This is a genomic window from Ruminococcus sp. NATIVEDY161 (genome assembly GCF_045819895.1).
Lineage (GTDB): Bacteria > Bacillota > Clostridia > Oscillospirales > Acutalibacteraceae > Ruminococcoides.
Genome location: NZ_CP162392.1, coordinates 693,016 through 712,951, shown reverse-complemented (window position 1 = coordinate 712,951; position 19,936 = coordinate 693,016). Strand labels below are relative to the sequence as shown.

Annotated in this window: 17 protein-coding genes, 1 tRNA gene and 1 pseudogene; 12 read left to right on the top strand and 7 right to left on the bottom strand. The window is 48.8% G+C overall.

All coding sequences use genetic code 11. The features are described from left to right. Positions 1-40 precede the first annotated feature (40 nt). From AB1I50_RS03440 to AB1I50_RS03405, 8 genes are all read left to right on the top strand, one after another. Positions 41-1,315 (top strand): [Fe-Fe] hydrogenase large subunit C-terminal domain-containing protein, encoded by a 1,275-nt coding sequence (locus AB1I50_RS03440; RefSeq protein ID WP_407724826.1) that lies wholly within the window; start codon positions 41-43, stop codon positions 1,313-1,315. A 107-nt stretch (positions 1,316-1,422) separates the two neighbouring features. Continuing rightward, on the top strand, positions 1,423-1,749 hold the full coding sequence (locus AB1I50_RS03435) for a DRTGG domain-containing protein (protein ID WP_407724825.1): 327 nt from the start codon (positions 1,423-1,425) through the stop codon (positions 1,747-1,749). A 1-nt stretch (position 1,750) separates the two neighbouring features. After that, positions 1,751-2,470, top strand: a complete 720-nt coding sequence (locus AB1I50_RS03430) for a PHP domain-containing protein (RefSeq protein ID WP_407724823.1) — start codon at positions 1,751-1,753, stop codon at positions 2,468-2,470. 416 nt (positions 2,471-2,886) lie between these two features. Then, positions 2,887-3,384 carry an NADH-quinone oxidoreductase subunit NuoE family protein gene (locus tag AB1I50_RS03425; RefSeq protein WP_407724822.1) on the top strand — a complete coding sequence of 166 codons (498 nt, stop codon included), beginning with the start codon at positions 2,887-2,889 and terminating at the stop codon, positions 3,382-3,384. Then, on the top strand, positions 3,384-3,935 hold the full coding sequence (locus AB1I50_RS03420) for an ATP-binding protein (RefSeq protein ID WP_407724820.1): 552 nt from the start codon (positions 3,384-3,386) through the stop codon (positions 3,933-3,935). The genes AB1I50_RS03425 and AB1I50_RS03420 overlap by 1 nt, the downstream gene beginning before the upstream one ends. A gap of 1 nt (position 3,936) precedes the next feature. Beyond that, positions 3,937-4,311 (top strand): (2Fe-2S) ferredoxin domain-containing protein, encoded by a 375-nt coding sequence (locus AB1I50_RS03415; RefSeq protein ID WP_407724819.1) that lies wholly within the window; start codon positions 3,937-3,939, stop codon positions 4,309-4,311. Between the two features lie 10 nt (positions 4,312-4,321). After that, positions 4,322-6,130, top strand: coding sequence for an NADH-ubiquinone oxidoreductase-F iron-sulfur binding region domain-containing protein (locus tag AB1I50_RS03410; protein ID WP_407724817.1), 1,809 nt, complete (start codon positions 4,322-4,324; stop codon positions 6,128-6,130). Positions 6,131-6,147: 17 nt separating this feature from the next. Continuing rightward, entirely contained in the window at positions 6,148-7,884 is a 1,737-nt protein-coding gene (locus AB1I50_RS03405) for an NADH-dependent [FeFe] hydrogenase, group A6 (RefSeq protein ID WP_407724816.1), read from the top strand. Between the two features lie 62 nt (positions 7,885-7,946). Here the strand turns inward: AB1I50_RS03405 and AB1I50_RS03400 are convergent, their stop codons facing one another. The 4 genes from AB1I50_RS03400 to AB1I50_RS03385 all read right to left on the bottom strand — a co-directional run bounded on the left by AB1I50_RS03400 (position 7,947) and on the right by AB1I50_RS03385 (position 11,121). Then, the gene (locus tag AB1I50_RS03400) at positions 7,947-8,735 is read right to left on the bottom strand and encodes a class I SAM-dependent methyltransferase (protein ID WP_407724815.1); all 789 of its coding nucleotides are present in this window, start codon (positions 8,733-8,735) and stop codon (positions 7,947-7,949) included. Between the two features lie 2 nt (positions 8,736-8,737). Continuing rightward, positions 8,738-10,210: a CotH kinase family protein gene (locus tag AB1I50_RS03395; protein WP_407724813.1), complete on the bottom strand. Its 1,473-nt coding sequence runs from the start codon at positions 10,208-10,210 to the stop codon at positions 8,738-8,740. 165 nt (positions 10,211-10,375) lie between these two features. Next, positions 10,376-10,452: transfer RNA gene (locus AB1I50_RS03390), tRNA-Arg, on the bottom strand. A gap of 84 nt (positions 10,453-10,536) precedes the next feature. Beyond that, on the bottom strand, positions 10,537-11,121 hold the full coding sequence (locus tag AB1I50_RS03385) for a hypothetical protein (protein WP_407724812.1): 585 nt from the start codon (positions 11,119-11,121) through the stop codon (positions 10,537-10,539). A gap of 333 nt (positions 11,122-11,454) precedes the next feature. On the opposite strand from AB1I50_RS03385, the gene AB1I50_RS03380 reads away from it, so the two are divergent. Further along, entirely contained in the window at positions 11,455-12,591 is a 1,137-nt protein-coding gene (locus AB1I50_RS03380; protein WP_407724811.1) for a CHAP domain-containing protein, read from the top strand. 97 nt (positions 12,592-12,688) lie between these two features. Here the strand turns inward: AB1I50_RS03380 and AB1I50_RS03375 are convergent, their stop codons facing one another. The 3 genes from AB1I50_RS03375 to AB1I50_RS03365 form a co-directional block, all read right to left on the bottom strand. Continuing rightward, the gene (locus AB1I50_RS03375) at positions 12,689-15,103 is read right to left on the bottom strand and encodes an alpha-galactosidase (RefSeq protein WP_407724809.1); all 2,415 of its coding nucleotides are present in this window, start codon (positions 15,101-15,103) and stop codon (positions 12,689-12,691) included. A gap of 5 nt (positions 15,104-15,108) precedes the next feature. Continuing rightward, positions 15,109-16,401 (bottom strand): MFS transporter, encoded by a 1,293-nt coding sequence (locus tag AB1I50_RS03370; protein WP_407724807.1) that lies wholly within the window; start codon positions 16,399-16,401, stop codon positions 15,109-15,111. 147 nt (positions 16,402-16,548) lie between these two features. After that, positions 16,549-18,009, bottom strand: a complete 1,461-nt coding sequence (locus tag AB1I50_RS03365; RefSeq protein ID WP_407724805.1) for a DUF6937 domain-containing protein — start codon at positions 18,007-18,009, stop codon at positions 16,549-16,551. A gap of 350 nt (positions 18,010-18,359) precedes the next feature. On the opposite strand from AB1I50_RS03365, the pseudogene AB1I50_RS03360 reads away from it, so the two are divergent. From AB1I50_RS03360 to AB1I50_RS03350, 3 genes and pseudogenes are all read left to right on the top strand, one after another. Beyond that, positions 18,360-18,917 (top strand): annotated as a pseudogene (locus AB1I50_RS03360) (DUF3793 family protein). A 14-nt stretch (positions 18,918-18,931) separates the two neighbouring features. Beyond that, positions 18,932-19,354, top strand: a complete 423-nt coding sequence (locus AB1I50_RS03355; protein WP_407724804.1) for a flavodoxin — start codon at positions 18,932-18,934, stop codon at positions 19,352-19,354. A gap of 326 nt (positions 19,355-19,680) precedes the next feature. After that, entirely contained in the window at positions 19,681-19,935 is a 255-nt protein-coding gene (locus tag AB1I50_RS03350; RefSeq protein WP_407724803.1) for a heavy-metal-associated domain-containing protein, read from the top strand. Position 19,936: the final 1 nt, after the last annotated feature.

Sequence of the window (19,936 nt, the reverse complement as noted above, 5' to 3'; positions counted from 1 at the left end):
TTTTTCATTTTCAATTATCAATTTAATTGCAGGAGTATTTATGAGTAAATATTTCCACTCGGTTGAGCTCGAGGCTGACCTCTGCTGCGGCTGTACAAACTGCCTAAAGCACTGCCCGACAGAGGCAATCAGGGTGCACGGCGGCAAGGCGAAAATCCTGTCCGAGAGGTGCATTGATTGCGGCGAGTGCATAAGGATTTGCCCTCACCACGCCAAAAAAGCTCACAGCACAACCCTTGACGAAATCAAAAAATTCAAATATAACGTGGCAATCCCTGCGCCTGCGCTGTTCGGACAGTTCAACAGGCTCGACAATATCGACATCGTGCTCACAGGTCTTAAAAAGCTGGGCTTCGACGATGTTTTCGAGGTGTCGCGCGGAGCGGAGCTTGTCAGTGAAGCCACACGTAAGCTGATTAAGGAAAATAAGCTGAAAAAGCCCATAATCAGCTCGGCTTGCCCTGCCGTTGTAAGGCTTATAAAAATCCGTTTTCCCGAGCTCTGCGGCAACGTAATGCCCTTGCTCGCGCCGATGGAGGTATCGGCGAAAATCGCGCGCAGGGAGGCTATCGAGAAAACAGGTCTAAAGTCCGAGGAAATCGGCATTTTCTTCATTACGCCCTGCCCTGCGAAGGTAACCGAGGCTCACTCGCCGAACTACGCCGAAAGCTCAAACGTTGACGGCGCGATTGCCATATCGAAGATTTACCCCGAGCTCACCCACGCGATGGATCACCTCACCGAGATTGAGCCTATCGCGCAGTCGGGAATTATCGGTATCGGCTGGGCTACCTCGGGCGGAGAAGCCGCCGCTATGCTGGGTGAAAAGTACCTCGCAGCAGACGGCATTGTTAATGTAATCAGAGTTTTGGAGGAGCTCGAGGACGAGCATATCAGGGACGTTGAGTTTATCGAGCTGAACGCCTGCTCGGGCGGCTGCGTCGGCGGAGTGCTGACGGTTGAAAATCCCTACGTCGCGCGTGCCAGAATTCAAACGCTCAGAAAGTACCTGCCCGTTTCGATGAACCACCTCGACAACCGAAATATCGACGATATGAAGTGGACAGAGGAGCTCGAATTTGACGCGGATATTTTCAGGCTTGATGAGGATATCGTAAAGGCTATGCAGATGATGTCCGAGATGGAGGATATCCTAAGCGGACTTCCCGGGCTCGACTGCGGCTCATGCGGAGCGCCTACCTGCCGCGCAATGGCGGAGGATATCGTCCGCGGAAAGGCAAAGGAAACCGACTGCATACATAAGCTAAAGGCAAAAATCCAAAACGTCTACGACCAGCTTAAGAATACGATTTAGAGTTAAGAGTTTAGAGTTAAGAGTTTAATTGCTTTTACTATAGGTTTGAGCAATAGATAAACTTGCGTTTATTATCGTAATTATTAATTCGAGTTTACGAGGTAACTATGACAGTAAAAGATTTTATTGAAAAATGCGATTTAAAAATCCACGTTGAGGGCGAGCTTGACAGGGAGATTAATGACTGCTATATCGGAGATTTGCTCAGCTGGGTAATGGGCAGAGCGCCTGCCGACAGCGCGTGGCTGACGGTTATGGGCAACATCAATTCCATCGCGGTCGCCACCCTTGCCGACGTAAGCTGTATTGTGCTTGTCGAAAGCGCCGCGCTCGATGACGAAGCAAAGGCTAAGGCTGAAATGCACGACGTTACAATCCTCTCGACCGATAAAAACAGCTACACTCTCGCGGTGGAGCTAAGCAAGCTAATTTAATATGAAGTATTTTTACGATTTACACCTTCACTCCTGTCTGTCGCCGTGCGGAGATATGGATATGACTCCGAACAACATCACGGGTATGGCAAAGCTGCTCGGGCTCGACGTTATCGCGCTGACCGACCACAACACCTCGCTCAACTGCGGGGCGGCGATTGAGGCAGGCAAGCGCAACGGAGTTTACGTAATCCCGGGAATGGAGCTGACCACCAGCGAGGATATCCACGCGGTGTGCCTGTTCCCGACGCTTGACCGCGCCCTTGACTGGAGCGAATATGTCGATAACCACAGAATTAAGGTCAAAAACCGCGCCGAAATCTACGGTAGGCAGGTCATAATGAACTCCGAGGACGAGGAGATAGGGGAGATTGAGCACCTGCTTATCCCTGCGAGCGAAATCAGCATTATGAACGCCCACAAAATCGTCGCGGACTTCGGCGGAATTTGCTACCCTGCGCACATCGACCGCGACAGCCTGTCAATTCTTTCCGTGCTCGGTGAGATTGACGAGTACTGCGGCTTTACAACCGCGGAGCTTGCCGACATAACAAAGCTCGAAGGACTGCGGAAGCTTCATCCGATTCTCGACACACTGAACATCGTGACGAATTCCGACGCGCATTACCTCGAAAATATGCGCGACGCGGAAAACACATTGGAGCTTGACGAGCTCTCGGCAGAGTGTATAATAAGCTTCCTGAACCGCCCAAAAGGCTGAAGCTACAATTGAATACAAAAGCAGGGAAGATAAAGATAAAAAAGAAGAGAAAGATAAAGAGAAAGATAAAGAGAAAAGAGAAAATAAGAGAGAAAATAACCTGCCTGCAATTAAATTGCAACGGCAGGTTTTCTATTTATTCTCTCTCTTTAAATATCTCTCTGTAATTAAAGTAATTCTATGTTTTACATTTTACACCTCTTTAATTCTCATTCGGAAAAATTTATCAAAATTTGTCGAAATAAATTGTTTCCATTGTAAAAAACGTATAGACTTTCATAAAGTTTTATGTTATAATATAAAGCAATAGTTGGGTGAGTGTGTATATTTTTATGAAAATCACCCGACAGGATTGCAAATTTTGCGATTTTTGCAATTAGCAATTCGATTACTATTCTATTCAGGGAGGAAAAACGATGCAAAAGAAAATCAGCAGTATCCCGTTTTCGGGAACACCTGAGCAGGAAGCAAAGTTAAAGGAAGTCATTGCCAGGAACATTGACGATCCCGGTGCTGTAATGCCTGTTTTGCAGGAGGCTCAGGAGATTTATGGTTATCTGCCGATTGAGGTTCAGAAAATGGTCGCGGAAGGTCTTAACGTGCCGCTTGAGGAAGTGTACGGCGTATCGACCTTCTATTCACAGTTCGCGCTCTCTCCTAAGGGCAAGTACAATATCTCTGTATGCCTCGGTACAGCCTGCTACGTAAAAGGCTCGGGCGATATCCTCAACAAGCTTTCCGAAAAGCTCGGTATTGAGGCGGAGGAATGTACACCCGACGGCAAGTTCTCGCTCACAGCGTGCCGTTGTATCGGCGCGTGCGGACTCGCTCCGGTAATCACCGTTAACGACGATGTTTACGGCAGACTTACCGTTGACGACGTTGAAGACGTGCTCAAAAAGTATCAGGACTAATGAGAGAGTTATCCTTAAACGTAATGGACGTTGCCCAGAATTCTGTCAGGGCAGAGGCAAGCCTCGTCACAATCACCGTTGACGAGAGCGACAAAAACGACAGACTTACAATTTCTATTGAGGACAACGGCTGCGGTATGACCGAGGAGCAGGTTCAGCAGGTTATCGACCCGTTCTTTACCACGCGCACAACGCGCAAGGTGGGCTTGGGAGTTCCGCTGTTCAAGATGTCCGCCGAACAGACGGGCGGCAGCTTTTCAATTAAGTCAGAGCCCGGCAAGGGCACAGTGACCACTGCGTCATATGTTAAAAGCCACGTTGATATGACTCCGCTCGGGGATATCAACTCGACCGTTGAAATTTTAATCAGGTGCAATCCCGATATCGACTTTGTCTTTATTCACAGCACCGATAACGGCTCCTTTACCCTCGACACGCGCGAGCTCAGGGAAGTGCTCGACGGAGTAAGCCTTGACACGCCCGACGTTTTGGATTGGATTCACGCATTTTTAGAAGAACAAACTCAAATTATATACGGAGGTGCCAATTAAAATGAAATCTTTAGCTGAACTGCAGGCTATCAGAGATAAGGCAAGAGCAAATGTTAATTTAAGAAAAGAAAACCCCAACGCTGCAAAGGTGCTCGTTGGTATGGCAACCTGCGGTATCGCGGCAGGCGCAAGACCTGTTCTCAACGCTTTTGTTGAGGAGATTGCAAAGCGCGGTCTCTCGGACGATATCGTAGTTACACAGACAGGCTGTATCGGAATTTGCCAGTACGAGCCCGTTGTAGAAGTAGAAATTCCCGGTCAGGAAAAGGTTACATACGTTAAGATGACCCCCGAAAAGGCTGTTGAGGTTGTTAACGACCATCTTGTTAACAAAAACGTAGTTTCCAAGTACACTATCGGAGCTTACGCTGAATAAGGAGGGCTATATGTATCGTTCTAATGTACTTGTTTGCGGCGGTACCGGCTGTACCTCTTCAAACAGCTTAAAAATAGTTGACAGATTAAAGGAAGAAATCGCGGCAAACGGACTCGAAAAAGAGGTTAACGTTATCACAACCGGCTGCTTCGGTCTTTGCGCGCTCGGCCCGATTATGGTAGTTTACCCCGAGGGCAGCTTCTATTCAATGGTAAAGATAGAGGATATTCCCGAAATCGTAGAGGAGCACCTCTTAAAGGGTAGAATCGTTACCAGACTTCTTTACCAGGAGACCGTTGAGGAGGACAAGATTAAGTCCCTCAACAAGACCGCTTTCTACGCTAAGCAAAAGCGTGTTGCCCTGCGTAACTGCGGCGTTATCGATCCCGAAAAGATTGACGACTACATCGCTCAGGACGGCTATGCCGCTTTGGGTAAGGTTTTGACAGAAATGACTCCCGAGGAAGTTATCCAGACTATCCTCGATTCAGGTCTGCGCGGCAGAGGCGGCGCGGGCTTCCCGACAGGTTTAAAGTGGAAATTCGCCGCGGCTAACGACGCTGACCAGAAGTACGTTTGCTGTAACGCCGACGAAGGCGACCCCGGCGCGTTCATGGACCGTTCGGTTCTCGAGGGCGACCCTCACTCACTGATTGAGGCTATGGCTATCGCAGGCTACGCTATCGGCGCTACAAAGGGTAGAGTTTACGTTCGTGCTGAGTATCCTATCGCCGTTAAGCGTCTGCAAATCGCTATCGACCAGGCTCGCGAGTACGGTCTGCTCGGTACAGACATCTTCGGCTCAGGCTTTGACTTTGACCTCGAGCTCCGTCTCGGCGCGGGCGCGTTCGTATGCGGCGAGGAAACCGCTCTTATGACCTCTATCGAAGGCAAGCGCGGAGAACCCAGACCCCGTCCTCCGTTCCCGGCTGTTAAGGGTCTTTATCAGAAGCCCACAATCCTCAACAACGTTGAGACCTACGCGAACATCGCCCAGATTATCCTTAAGGGCGCTGACTGGTTCGCTTCAATGGGTACCGAGAAGAGCAAGGGTACCAAGGTATTCGCTCTCGGCGGTAAGATTAACCACACCGGTCTTGTAGAAATCCCGATGGGTACAACTCTGCGCGAAATCGTATTCGAAATCGGCGGCGGCATCCCCAACGGCAAAAAGTTCAAGGCTGCTCAGACAGGCGGTCCTTCCGGCGGATGTATCCCCGAGGAGCACCTCGATATTCCGATTGACTATGACAACCTTCTCGCTATCGGCTCAATGATGGGTTCGGGCGGACTTATCGTAATGGACGAGACAACCTGTATGGTTGATATCGCCAAGTTCTTCCTCGAGTTCACCGTTGACGAGAGCTGCGGTAAGTGTACTCCGTGCCGTATCGGTACAAAGAGACTTCTTGAAATGCTCGACAAAATCACAAAGGGACAGGGCTCGCTCGAGCTTATTGACGAGATGGAGCAGCTTTGCCACTTTATCAAGGCTAATTCCCTCTGCGGTCTCGGACAGACTGCCCCCAACCCCGTACTCTCAACTCTGCGTTACTTCAGAGACGAGTATGTAGCTCACGTTGTAGACCACAAGTGCCCCGCAGGCGTTTGTAAGGATCTGCTCGAGTATTCAATCATCAAAGACAAGTGCTTTGGCTGCGGAATGTGCGCCAAGAAGTGCCCCGTCGGCGCTATCTCGGTTACAGATTACACCGCTCCCGGCAAGAAGAAGCCCGCTTATGAGATTGATACAAGCAAGTGCATTAAGTGCGGCGCTTGTATGGATACCTGTAAGTTTAAGGCTATTATTAAAGGCTAAGGAAAGGAGATATAACTATGGAAATGTTGAATATTAAAATCAACGGCAGAGATTACCAGGTAGAGAAAAATACCACTATTCTCGAAGCCTGCCATAAGTTCGGTATCAAGATTCCGACGCTTTGCTACTTAAAGGAAATCAACGAAATCGGCGCCTGCCGTATGTGTCTCTGCGAAGTTAAGGGCGCAAGAAGCCTTGTTGCTGCCTGCGTATATCCCATCGACAGAGAAGGCACCGAGATTTATACAAACACACCTCAGATTCGCGAGTACAGAAAGACCAACCTTGAGCTTCTGCTCTCAAATCACGATAAAAAATGTCTCTCATGCCCCAGAAACAACAACTGCGAGCTCCAGAAGCTCTGCCTTGAATACGGCGTAGATGAGACTAAGTTCCAGGGCGAGATGACCGAGTATCCCGTGGATAACTCAACTCTCCACCTTGTAAGAAACAACAACAAGTGCATCCTTTGCCGTCGCTGCGTAGCTGCTTGTAAGGAGCAGTTTGTAGGCGTTATCGGAGCTAACAACCGCGGATTTGATTCCGAAATCGGCTGCGCGTTCAACGCTGAGCTCGCTGATGTTCCGTGCGTAAGCTGCGGTCAGTGCACCGTTGTTTGTCCCACAGGCGCTCTTGTTGAGCGTGACGACACCGCAAAGGTGTTCGAGGCTATCGCAGACCCCACAAAGCACGTTGTAGTTCACACAGCGCCCTCAATCCGCGCTACACTCGGCGAGTGCTTTGATATGCCCATCGGCACAAACGTAAAGGGCAAGATGGTTGCCGCTCTTAAGATGCTCGGCTTCGACAAGGTATTCGACACCAACTTCGGCGCCGACCTCACAATTATGGAAGAGGGTACAGAGTTTATCGAGCGCGTTCAGACCGGCGGTACTCTCCCGATGATCACTTCCTGCTCACCCGGCTGGGTTAAGTTTTGCGAGCACTACTATCCCGACCTTATTCCTCACCTCTCAACCTGTAAGTCTCCCCAGCAGATGCAGGGCGCTATGATTAAGTCCTACTACGCTGAGAAGGCAGGCATTGACCCGAAGGACATCGTTGTTGTATCGGTAATGCCCTGCGTAGCTAAGAAGTTTGAGATTAAGCGTGACGACCAGGGCCGTGACGGTATGCAGGATAACGATATTTCAATCACAACCCGCGAGCTTGCAAAGATGATCAAGACCGCAGGTATCCAGTTTAACGAGCTTCCCGACGAGGATTTCGACCCGATTATGGCTATCGGCTCAGGCGCAGGTACAATCTTCGGCGCAACAGGCGGCGTTATGGAAGCTGCCCTCAGAACCGTTGCTGACGTTCTCACAGGCGAGGATCTCAAGCAGATTGACTACACCGAGGTTCGCGGTACTGACGATATCAAGACTGCTACTTACGAAATTGCCGGCAAGCAGGTTAAGGTTGCGGTTACTTCCGGACTTAAGAACGCTGCCAAGCTCCTTGACGAAATCAGAGCAGGCAAGAGCGAGTATCAGTTCATCGAGGTTATGTGCTGTCCCGGCGGCTGCGTAAACGGCGGCGGTCAGCCCATTCAGCCCGGTCACGTTAGAAACTTTACCGACCTCAAGGCTCTCAGAGCTAAGGCTCTCTACGAGGACGACCTCAGCCTTGAGTACAGAAAGTCTCACGATAACCCCGAGATTAAGGCAATCTACGACGAGTATCTTGAGAAGCCCGGTTCACACAAGGCTCACGAGCTGCTTCACACCTCATATGTTGCAAGAGGCAAATAATTATCTTTTTCCCTGATAGATAATATAAGGGCTGTCGCATGTTAAGCGGCAGCCCTCTTGTCTTATTTATTAACTTTATAAATCTCAATGTGGATTTGGTGCTTTAGTTTAAGCGGTTCATCATATTTTTCTAAGATACGGCGGTATTCGGCTTCGAACTCCGCTGCTTTTTCTTTTGAAAGGCTTGCGCCTACTCCGCGGCAGCTCATTATTCTGCCGAGCCACGCTTCCTTTGTGAACTCAAGCTCGGTGTTGTAGGAGCAGACATTCTCTATATCAAAGCGGTTTTTCGCCCAGTCAGGGAAGATGAATTTGTACTCCTTAAAACCGCAGCCGTTCCAGTTGGGATTGTATTTCAGCACAAGGCTTTCCATCTCAGCGATAACGCTGTCCTCGTACGGAAGCCAGTCCATAAAAATTTTGCAGAAAAGTCCGCCGGGTTTAAGCACGCGCCATATCTCGACCGCGGCTTTTTCGGCGTTGAAGTAGTGAAAGCACTGCACCGCCGTGACAACATCAAAGCTGCTGTCCGCAAAGCCCGTTTTCTCGGCTGAGCAGACCTTGAAGGAAATATTGTCAAGCCCTTTCGCCTTAACGAGCGCTTTGCCATAATTTATCTGATTTTCCGAGATGTCCGTCGCGGTGAAATCCGCACCTGTATGCGCGAGGTTTAACGGCAAAACCGCCGTACCGCTCCCGAGGTCGAGAATTCTCTGACCGCTTTTGCCGATACCAAACGAAATCAGCCTTTCGTACATACTTTTCGGGTAAATATCGCGGTACTTTGCGTAATAATCTGACGTTAAGCCGAAGTCGAACTCCTTGCCTTTGTCGATATTTTCAAGCTTCATTTTTATGCCCTTGTTCCTCTCATAACGCCGCCGATTTTATACGGTTCCTCATACCCGGCGATATAACGCTGAATGGTTGTGATGTTATCAATGTTCAAGCCGCTGCCGTCAACATCCGCAGCCTCGCTGTTGAATTCAGTCACGGGCAGTTCCGCCAAAGTCTTTTGAGCCGCGGTGACGTCGGAGATTGTCACGTAGTAATCGCGGTCGGTATCTCCCAAAACATATGAATTCTCGTTTACGCCGTAGTAATCGCTCAGCCAAGCGGTTCGCTCGGCAGTCCATTGCTTTAGAAAAGCGTAGTTTTCCTCATATGTGGCGAACGGTATTTTTTGGTAATTAAGCCACCATCTTTTTACCGACCACTTCTGAAAGTTGCGGTTGATCACGCCGCTGTACTGAGCTCTCAGGCTGTCGAGCATACCGCCGTCAGCCGAGATGTTTTTGATATAACCGTAGTTTTTCAGGAATACGAGCTTAATTTCGTTTTGAAACCAGTCCTTATTGCACAGCCACTTGTACAGGTTTTTCTTGTCCTGCATAATTCCGTCGCTTACGCTTGCCGCCTTCGCGTTTGCGGAGTTTAGCTCACCGTTGACGTTGCCGAGCGACAAATCGTAATCCCACGGCGGACCTGCGTAGAGCTTGCCGTTTTTATAGAAAAAGAACACGGAGCTGTAGCCGAAATCCTGATTTTTTATAAACTCGTTCAGAAAATAAATTTTCGCAAAGGATTCCACGTCAATTTTGCTTCGGATTTGATGTTCATCGCCCTTTTGCAGGGTGTTCACAATGTCAGTCATAACGGAAGTAATGTACGCTGTCTGCTCCGCGTCGGGCTCCTCGGGCTCGCTGACGGCAAAGCGAACTCCGCCTACACTCAAATACGTAACGCCTTCCTCAACCCTTGTGGATTCAAGCTCAATCAAAAAGTCATTTTTGCCGCCGTTGCTCTCGATGTCAAGATCAACGCGGTCCTTGCCCTGTTGAACAGGCTCGTAAACCGTGTAACAGCCGCGGTACTCGCCGTCGAGCCACAGCTCAGCTATTCTCTGTTCCGAGGTGTAGGGAACGCCCATCTCGCGCGCAAGCTCAAATGCGGTGTAGTTGCGAAGTAAAGTCGGGTCAAAGCAATTCGCGAGCAAAGCCCACTTTTTGCCTTTGCCCATTCCGAGAACATCGGTCTTTTTGTCGAATTTGAACGTAAACGCCTTTTTGGATATGCTTGACATTGCCGTGCTGTTGCCGCGCACCTTAAAAAGCACGCTTCCGCTGAGCGGTGTGTTGACGCCATCTGTAATTGTTATTTCGGCGTTAACATAGCCGTCGGCCTTTTGAAGCGACGCGCCGTTGCCTTTCTCTGTAATAATCTCAATTTTCGGCACGGAAACCTCCGTACCCTCGGCGCTTGCCGAAATCCCCGTGCACATAAAAATCAGCGCAGTAACTATAATTATTGAAACAAGCTTTTTCATATTCCACCTCAGTGATATATCTACATTTTGATTATATCAAATCATTACTGTGATGTCTATATAAATTTGCGCTAACGCTTAAAGCTCGGCACGCTCGTCTTCGAGTCTCTTACGGCGTGCGATACAATAAATAAAACGGATACCCAAATGGGTATCCGTTTTATTTGGCGCGCCGGAAGAGACTCGAACTCCCGACCTTCTGATTCGTAGTCAGACACTCTATCCAGCTGAGCTACCGGCGCATAACGGTTTGTTTTAACCGCAAGTAATATATTACCACACATTAATTTAAAATGCAAGTGTTTTTTTGCTTTTGATTATTTTCCTTAACTTTTTTTATTTTTCTGCGTCCAAGTTTGCAGGTATTGCACGGCTTTTGTGTCACCGACAGGGTACTCCGCGGCGATATAATTTATTCTGTCGAGCGATGGTACGAGCAGAACCGTCGCGTTTTTCTTTTCGGTGGGGAAGGTACAGCCGATTTGAATCGCGTCCAAATCCCCGACAAAGCCGTTAAAGTCCACCGCGACGTCCTGCGCTCCGAGGTTTTTGAAGTTCGTCTCAATGCTCGCGACAGCGGCGGACGGCGTAATCCCCGACGAGATAATGTTCAGCGTATACACCGTCGTGCCCGTCGGGTCGGCGTACTGCAAATCGCTCCTCGTGCCCTCGGCGGGCAGTGCGGTAAAGTTATCGGGTATTTCCATATAGCCGAAAATTTCGCTGCCGATTGTCTGGTTTTTGTCGCTGTACTCAACATCTATGGCTGCCGCGATTGTCGTTTCGGCAGCGTTTGACGACTGCGCTTCGTCAGCAGTCGCACTTGATTGTGATGAATTTTCCTGCCCCGAACAGCCGAAAAACGATAAAAATAAAACTGCCGAAATCAGCAGTGCAAACGGCTTTTTCATCCCAAAACCTCCGTGATTTATAAGCTAAAAAAATAATATCACCCTTCAAAAATAATATTATTCCAAATTAGAAATAAATCTTTGTTTTTTAAAAGAATTATGGTATAATATGGTTAACAAGCCCGCACAAACCCAGTATTTGTGGCTTATCTCCGAAACAACCGAATATATTGTGAATGTTGTAGCAAATAAACCGCCGAATATTGGTAATAATCGGTGTAATTACGGTTTGATTTTTCGCGATTTGTGTGTTACAATATGTATGTGGTAACAAAAAGGTTACAGCACTTACTAAACTTTCAGAAATGAAATTCTGATTGGAGGTAGATAAACTTGATACGTATTGCAGCAAAAAGATTTAGCGCGGTTTTAATAGTAATTGCGCTGATTGTAACATCTGTATTATCAATGGGCATTTCCGCCGGTGCGGCGACAACATATACTCCCAGGCTTAACGCTCCGGAGTCAAATAACGTTTATTATTACAACAGCAACTATAACGTTTTTCAGAAGTACGGCTACGGCTTGCCGAACTGTACGGCATACGCTTACGGCAGAGCATATGAGATTTTGAAATCAACTCCCAAGCTCAGCTGGAACGGCGCAGGTCAGTGGTACGACTACAACAAAAGCGGCGGCTATTACAGCTACGGCAGCACACCTAAGCTCGGCGCTATTGCCTGCTGGTGCTACAGCGGCGGCGGTCACGTTGCGGTTGTAGAGAAGATTGAAAACGGTACAATCACACTTTCAAACTCAGAGTGGGGCGGAAGAACCTTCTACCTTACAACCTGCTCTACAAGTGATAAAAACTACGGCGGCAACAGCTGGTGGACCTTCCAGGGCTTTATTTACCTGCTTGATTCCGCAACTCCGGCTCCTGCTCCTACATACAAGACAGGAATTTACAAGACAACTGATTATGTTAACCTCAGATATCACGCGGGTACAAGCAACACTATCCTTACAACAATTCCCTCGAACACTCAGGTTACCGTAACTCACCTCTACACCGAGGCGAGCACAGGCTGGGTATGGGGTTACACAACCTATGCAGGCAAGTCAGGCTGGTTTGTTCTTGAATACGCAACCTATATTTCGGCGCTTCCCACAACAGCTCCTACAACGGTTGCTCCCACAACAGCAAAGCCTACAGTGCCCCCGACAACGGTTCCGCCGACAACAGTTGCTCCTACAACGGTTGAACCTACAACCGATCCCGAAGCTCCGACAGAGCCTATTACAACAGAGCCCTCTGAGACAGAGCCGGTTGGTCTGGGCATAGGCGATGTTAACGCCGACGGCGAAATCAACATCGACGACGCCACAATGATTCAGAGATACGTTGCTTATATCGAGGAACTCTCTGTTGAGCAGATGGAATGGGCAGACTTCGACTTTGACGGATATGTAACAATTTCAGATGTAACAGCAATGCAGTCATTCCTTACTTATTGGAAGGATATGTAATACAATCAAACAAATCTTTTATCCGGCGGTGAGCAGTCACCGCCGGTTTTTTCGCGTGAAAACAAAGCCGGCAGACGTTTTTGTCTGCCGGTTATGTTTATTCCTGAGTTTTTTCTTCTGTTTTTACTTCAGTTTTTAATTCTGAATTTTCCTGCGGTTTTTCCTCATCGACCGCCTCGATAAAGTAAATTCGTGAAGCAAAGTCGGGGAATACCCTGACGTGTTCGTTCAAGCCCGTGCCCGAGAATGCCGAGCTCAGCGCAACGCCTGTGGTCATCAGCAGTTTGCCTGTCGCGGTGAAGCTCTCCGCCTCGCCGTCCATCTTGTAGTATTTGGCGACGACGTTGTGGATGAACGAGTCCTGCTTGATGTGGAACGGCGCCATTGTGTTAATCAGACTGCCGAACAGCTTTATGTCAATTTTGCGCTGACTGTTGTACAGCTTATACTTTTGCTCGGGGTTAAGCCCGTAGGCAAAGAACTTGTGCGACTGCGTGTTCGGAGTCATAAGCTCCTGCAGCAGCATTCCGACCGCTTTGCGCTTGTCGGGGGAAACGCAAATCCATTGGTGCAGATTGCCCGAGTAAATGCGGTAAAATTGACCGTACTGCAAAACGTCGCGCCACTGCTTGTACAAGGCAATCTGGGATTTGATTTGCTGCCGTTGCTCGGCGTTCAAATCCCTTACGTCGTATTCGTAGCCGAGAACTCCGAACGCCGCAACGTCAAAGCGCGTCTCCTGAGCGGTACAGCGCAGGGTTTGATGGTTCGGACTTGCGCTGACGTGAGCGCCCACACACGACTGCGGATAGCCGTAGCTGTAGCCTTCCTGAATGGTCGCGCGGCAGATTGCGTCGGTGTTGTCGCTGCCCCAAATCTGCGGAAAATAGCAGAGAATTCCGAGGTCAAAGCGGTTGCCGCCCGAGGCGCAGCCCTCAAAGAGAATTTCGGGGAATTTATCTACCAGCGCCTTCATCATGCGGTACAGTCCGGTAATATAGCGGTGGGCTGTTTCACCCTGATTTTTGGGCTGTAGATACTGGGAATAGGCGTCGGAAAAAATCCTGTTCATATCCCACTTAACATAGCTTATATTCGCTGAGGAGAAAACCTCGGTCATTTTATTTATCAAAAAGTTTTGAACCTTCGGGTTCGCAAGGTCTAAAATTCGCTGGTTCCTGCCCTCGGAGTGGAGCTGACCGGGAACTTCCATTGTCCAGTCGGGATGCTCGCGGTAAAGGTTGCTGTCGGTGTTCACCATCTCGGGTTCAACCCAGATGCCGAACTGCATATCCAGCGCGTTGATTTTATCCGCAAGTCCCTTTAAGCCTGTCGGCAGTTTTTTCTGATTTGGATACCAGTCACCGAGCGAAGATGTGTCGCTGCTGCGCTCTCCGAACCAGCCGTCGTCCATAACGAACAGCTCAATTCCGAGCTCCTTGCCTGCTTTTGCAAGCGCGACCATTGATTTTTCGGACACATTAAAGTAGCACGCTTCCCAGCTGTTGAGCAGGACAGGACGGGGCTTGTTTTTCCAAGTACCCCTGACAATATGCTCGCTGACAAAGCGGTGCATATTCTCGCTCTGTCCCGAAAAGCCCTTGGTCGAGAAGGTCATAACCGCCTCGGGAGCTTCAAAGGCTTCGCCCCTTTTGAGGATGTACCTAAAGCCGTCGGGCTGAATACCCGAGGTAATTCTCGTCTTTCCGTAGGCGTTGACCTCAACCGCGGCGTAGTGATTGCCGCTGTAAATCAGGTTGAAGCCGTAAACGCCGCCTGTGAATTCGCCTGCGTTCGGCTCGTGAACCATAAAGAACGGATTAGCGCGGTTTGACGAGCAGCCTGCGCGCGACTCGATAACGAACTTTCCTGCGGTCAGGCTCGCGGTGTTTTTGTTCATCTCACGCGCCCACGCGCCGTGAAAGGACGTAACGCTTACTCCGCTGAACGGAACGTCAATCTGCGTGCTCAGCAGGCGTTCAATCTCAATCGAGCCGGGGCTGCCGTTAATAAGCCTTGCCGAGCGCGTGATAACGTCACATTCGGCAAATACACGGTAGTGAAGCTCCAGCGTCATTCCGCCGTCCTTTAGCTTAACGCAGAGGTGCTCGCTTTTGCCGTCCTCACTGTACGCCGTCGGCAGGGTGGTATAGTCAAGCTCTCCATGGCTCATTTCGTAGCAGTCAAAAAGGAAGTTAAGGCTTCGGCTGCCGTTGTTCATCACAAGCTCAATGAACGGCTCGCGCACGTCTCCATGACCGGGCGACGAAATCTCAAGGCACATATCCTCGAGCAAGGTGGTGGGATGTTCCTTGGAGTAAATTATGCTGTTGCCGAGCTCAAACTCACGCTTTTCGCGGAAAACCTCGCAGTCCTCGCTTGACGAAATCGCCACCTTCGGTCCGTAGTAGAGGTGCTCCAAATGCCCTGACTTTCTCACGGCAAAGATGTATGAGGTGTGCTCGGTTTCGAGCAGGAAAGAGGGCAGAGAGCCCTTTAATTTTTTAATCAATCAAATCACCCTTTTTCGGTGGTTTCTGTTTCGGTAGAAATTTTCTTTTCTTTTTGATTTTTGTCGATGGTAGACATAACCTTTTTCTCGTTGTAGAAGCTGAGGATAATTGCGCCGAGTGTGCAGAACGCAACGGCTACAAAGCCTACGATTGTCATACCGAGAACGGACGCGGTGATGTCGTTGCTGTTGGTGTTCTGGGTTGTGCCGATGATGGCGAGTGATGTGAACACGAGCATAGCGAGCGACTGACCGAACTTCATGGCAAAGGTACGCGCCGCAAAGAACATTCCCTCGCGGTTTTCGCCTGTGTCATAGCCGTCAGCCTCGGCAACGTCGGCAACAATCGACTGCGGAATAATGTCGAGCAGTGCCATCGGGAACGCCGCGATAACGCAGATAACAACGCCGTAAACAACGCCCGGGATAACCGTTGTGCCGATTACGCCGATAAGTCCTGTTATTACATAAGCGATTGCAAGTCCCAAAAATCCCGAGATTACGAGCTTTTTCTTTCCGAACTTCTTAACGAGCTTCGGAACAATCGGGTAAAATACTGCTGAGAGCACCGTCATTCCGCCGAGGAAAATCATGGTGTAGGATTCGTCGAGCTTCATCGAAACCTTAACGAAGAACGGCAGACCAGTCTGGAACAGAGTAAGTCCTACCCAGTACATAATGTCGGAGCCGACAAAGGTGCGGAAGCTTTTGTTTTTGAAGGTTGCGCCGAGCGACTTGAACATATTTGCGTTCGACGGCTTTGTGTCAACAAATTCCTTTTCCTTTAGGAAGAAGGTCGGGATAAGCATACAAATGCAGGAGATTATCGCCAGCACGATAAAGCAAATGCGGTAGCTCCACGCAAAGCCGACGCTTCCGCGCAGCATTCCTGCGAATACAAACGGGGTGTAGGCGAGCAGTGTGCCTGCAAAGAAGGTCAGCGAAATCGCTGTTGAAATGTACATACGGTCGTCCTGAGTTTTGCCGAACTCCGAGATAAGCGCGTTGTACGGTGTGCAGTACATCGTCATAAACAGGTAGAACAGTACAACGAATACCGAAATCCACACAACGTTCCATCCGCTGATCGTCTCAACAGGCGCGCAGAACAAAAGCACGGTTACAATCGACAGCGGAATTGCCGCGTACTGCATAAACGGAATACGTCTGCCGCGTTTGTTTTTACTGCGGTCTGAAAGCGAAGCGATAAGCGGATCGGTAACCGCGTCAAATACACGTGAAAGCGCCGTGATAAGTCCGAGAATTGTTAAAAATCCGCCGATTACAAGACCGGGCATAATGTACTGAATAGCGCCTGAGTTGATGTCGTTTTGCGTTGGCAGGTAAAAGGTTACGAACCACCGTTGATAATTCCGCTGAGCGTAGACCAGCCGAGCTGACCTACCGCGAATATCCTCATTTGTCTTTTGGTTAGCCGTTTCATATTATCCTCCCAAGTTGCTGTTTTTAAGCTCCATCGCGATTTTGACCGCCTTGTACGCGCCGTCGTAAAGCCCGATGGATTTGTTGATTTTTATTGCCTCGCACATCTCGGTGAGCAGAGCGTCCTCGTTCAGGAACATATCAGTCATCTGCAGGGTGTGCGGAATATCCGAACATTCAAGCGTTCCGTCGCCGAATTCAGCGGAGTGGATCGCTCCCCACTTTTCGTGACCGCCGATACGCTTTAAGAATAGCTTGGGAATGGGGTAGAAGGCAAGCTCGCTCGGCTTTGTCAGCAGAACGTCGGCGCTGCGCATAAGAATATTGGTGCAGTAAACCGCCTCAAAAATATTCTCGTGGCAGAACACATGAACGCCCTGAACCTCGCCGTCAATCGCGTTTTCGCAGAAGGCTTTTGTGTCGTCCCAGTTGTTAAAGTGGGTTTTGCCGAGCATATTGAGCGACGGCACGTCGCGCTTTAATGCGTCCCAAACCTGCTTGTAGTCTCCGATGTTGATGTAGATAACCGCGCGGTTTTCCTTAACCGCAGGGATAAGGTGCTTTATTACAGCGGCAAAGAGCTCTCGCTGAGCGCCTGCTCCGCCGATTGTCAGCAAAAAGCGCATCGGCTTGCCGTCTTTCTTGCGGTTAAGCCTTGCCTCGCAGTCCTTCTCGATATTCGCGACAAGCTCGTGGTCGATGTAGTGACCTGTGTATTTAAGGCTTTCGGGCGGCATGGGCTTAAGCACCTTTTTCTTTGCCATTCCGTTTAGAATTCTGTAGCCCATATACGACTGCCTTGTCTGTATCAGGTGAACCGAGCCCTCGGCAAGGTGCAAAGCCATCGGCCAGTTATCGGGGATGGCGTTTACAACGTGTTTCATTCCTGCGTGCAGAGCCGCCTGCGCAGGCCATACATGAGTGCCGATAACAGGAATTTCCTTTGGAATATTCTTAAAAACCGTCGTCATCAATTCAGCGGTTTTTTGGTCGGATGAATTGTAAGTGAGCTGTCTGAAGCCTTCATAGTTGAGCGGTTCCCAGAGCAGCTTGTTGAACAGCCGACTTTTCTGCGAAAGGCGCGAGCCGAGCGAATATAAATCATTCTGAGCGCCGATTACCTTGGTGCAGGTGGTGTTGGGATAAGAGTTCAGGTCCATCCAGTAGGGGGTGTAGCCCAGCGCGTGAGCGGCGCTTGCCATGGCAATTGAAATTCTGTAATGGCCGAAGCCCATGCGAATGTTGCCGACGATTAAGCCCTTTTCAAGGTCAAAGGAGCTTCCGTTCTCTCCCTCGGCAACGCGGATGTCCTCAACGCCGAGCGGTTCGTTAAGGCAGGCGTTTTTTACGAGCTTAACAGGGTAGTTCTTAGTGCTGTCGTCGCCGTACTTATTGATGTATTTTTTCTTTCCGTTGAGAGCCTTGCGGTAGGCTCTTTCGCTGATTTCGTTACCGAAAATCACTTTGGAGCGGTCTTTCGTAAAATCCTCCTTTATTTTTCCACATAAAGCGGAATATTATATACAAAACAACCAAATATATCTTAACATATATATAAAGAAAACGCAATGTTTATTTAAGAATTGCGCGTGAAATTAATCGAAACGACCTTTACGATATTAAAATTATGAAAAAATAAAAAATTACCCCTTGACAAACGGATAAAAATACTGTATACTACAATACAGTTAGCAACCGCTAACCTATGATATTATTAATATCAAATGCAACGGCGTCCATAGCGGATGCATATTTTCGGGATATCGGTTAGCAATAGCTAACTGATAGTAAAATCCCTCGGAGGAATACGCAGATGTCGGAAGATTTGATAATTAAGCATTGTTCTCCTACCCTCGCGGGGCTGAAAACCGCTAACCTTTTCAGCTGCGTCTACACAGACAAGGCTGAACTTAAGCGCTATGCAGAGCGATTTAACGAGCGTTTCGGCGCGTGGGGAGTAAAAATGCAGCCGTTGGAATTTGGCAGGGAACGCGCCTTGATTTATGTTTATCGCCCGACAAAGCTTAAAAAGGATTTGAGCGATTTTTAGTCCAGAGATATTCTCTCATCCTTTGGCTACAAGCGGTTTGAGCTGACCGAGTGTATCGAAACGCTCAAAAGCAGAATTAACCGCTGCAAGGCTTTTCCGCACGAAATCGGACTTTTCCTCGGTTATCCTCCCGAGGATGTCCGCGGGTTTATTCTTCATAAAGGAAACTGCTGTAAATGCTGCGGTTGTTGGAAGGTTTACGGTAATGAAGAAAAAGCCCTGCGCGAGTTTGCCAAGTATAAAAAATGCTCCGACATCTATTATTCCAAATGGCTCAGCGGAACATCATTTACAAAATTAATCGTTAAAAAATCAGCGTAGGAAGGTAGTTTATTATGAGTAAAACAGCAGTAGTATTTTGGAGTGCCACAGGTAACACCGAGGCTATGGCGGACGCCGTAAAGGAAGGCGCTGCACAGGCAGGCGCTGAGGTAAGCGTATTTTCAGCTTCGGATTTTTCAGCGGATAAAGCCGCAGAGTTTGACTCGATAGCCTTCGGATGTCCCGCAATGGGCGACGAGGTGCTCGAGGAGGATGAGTTCCGGCCGATGTTTGATGCGGTTCTGCCTGCACTTAAGGATAAGAAAATCGGTCTTTTCGGCTCATACGGCTGGGGAGACGGTCAGTGGATGCGCGACTGGGAGGAAACCTGCAAATCTGCAGGCGTTACCCTTGTAAGCGAGCCTGTAATGGCTAACGAAGCTCCCGGCGACGAGGCTGTTGCAGCCTGCAAGGCGCTTGGCGCGGCTTTGGCTTAAAATATATTTATTAATTATGCTTCCTGAATACGGCACACCGGGACTACCGAAAGGCATCGTAGCGGTACAACGGTTTGCCGATCCAATACCAATTTCATTATTATTTTGCATGAACGTCTGCTTTTGCAGGCGTTTTTGCATTGTTATTCTTATTGATTTTTATAGGGTACGGTCTTGACCGTTTGATTTTCGCATTGTAGCTTGACAAAACGGGTATTCTAATTTATAATATAGTTAGCGAACGCTAACTGTTTTATTGCGTGACGCTTTTAATTTTGCGCAAAGGTTAGCATAGGCTAACATTATCAAAGACAGGACTGATATATATGATTAAAACGACATTAACGATTGACGGAATGATGTGCCCGATGTGCGAAAGCCATATAAACGATGTAATCCGTAAGGATTTTGAGATTAAAAAGGTAAGCTCCTCGCATAAAAAGGGCATAACCGAGATTATCAGCGAAACCGCGCTCGACGAAGCGGCAGTCAAAAACGCCATTGACAAAACAGGCTACAAGGTGATTTCGGTAAAAACAGAGCCGTATGAGAAAAAGCGCTTTTCGCTTTTCGGGAGGTAAG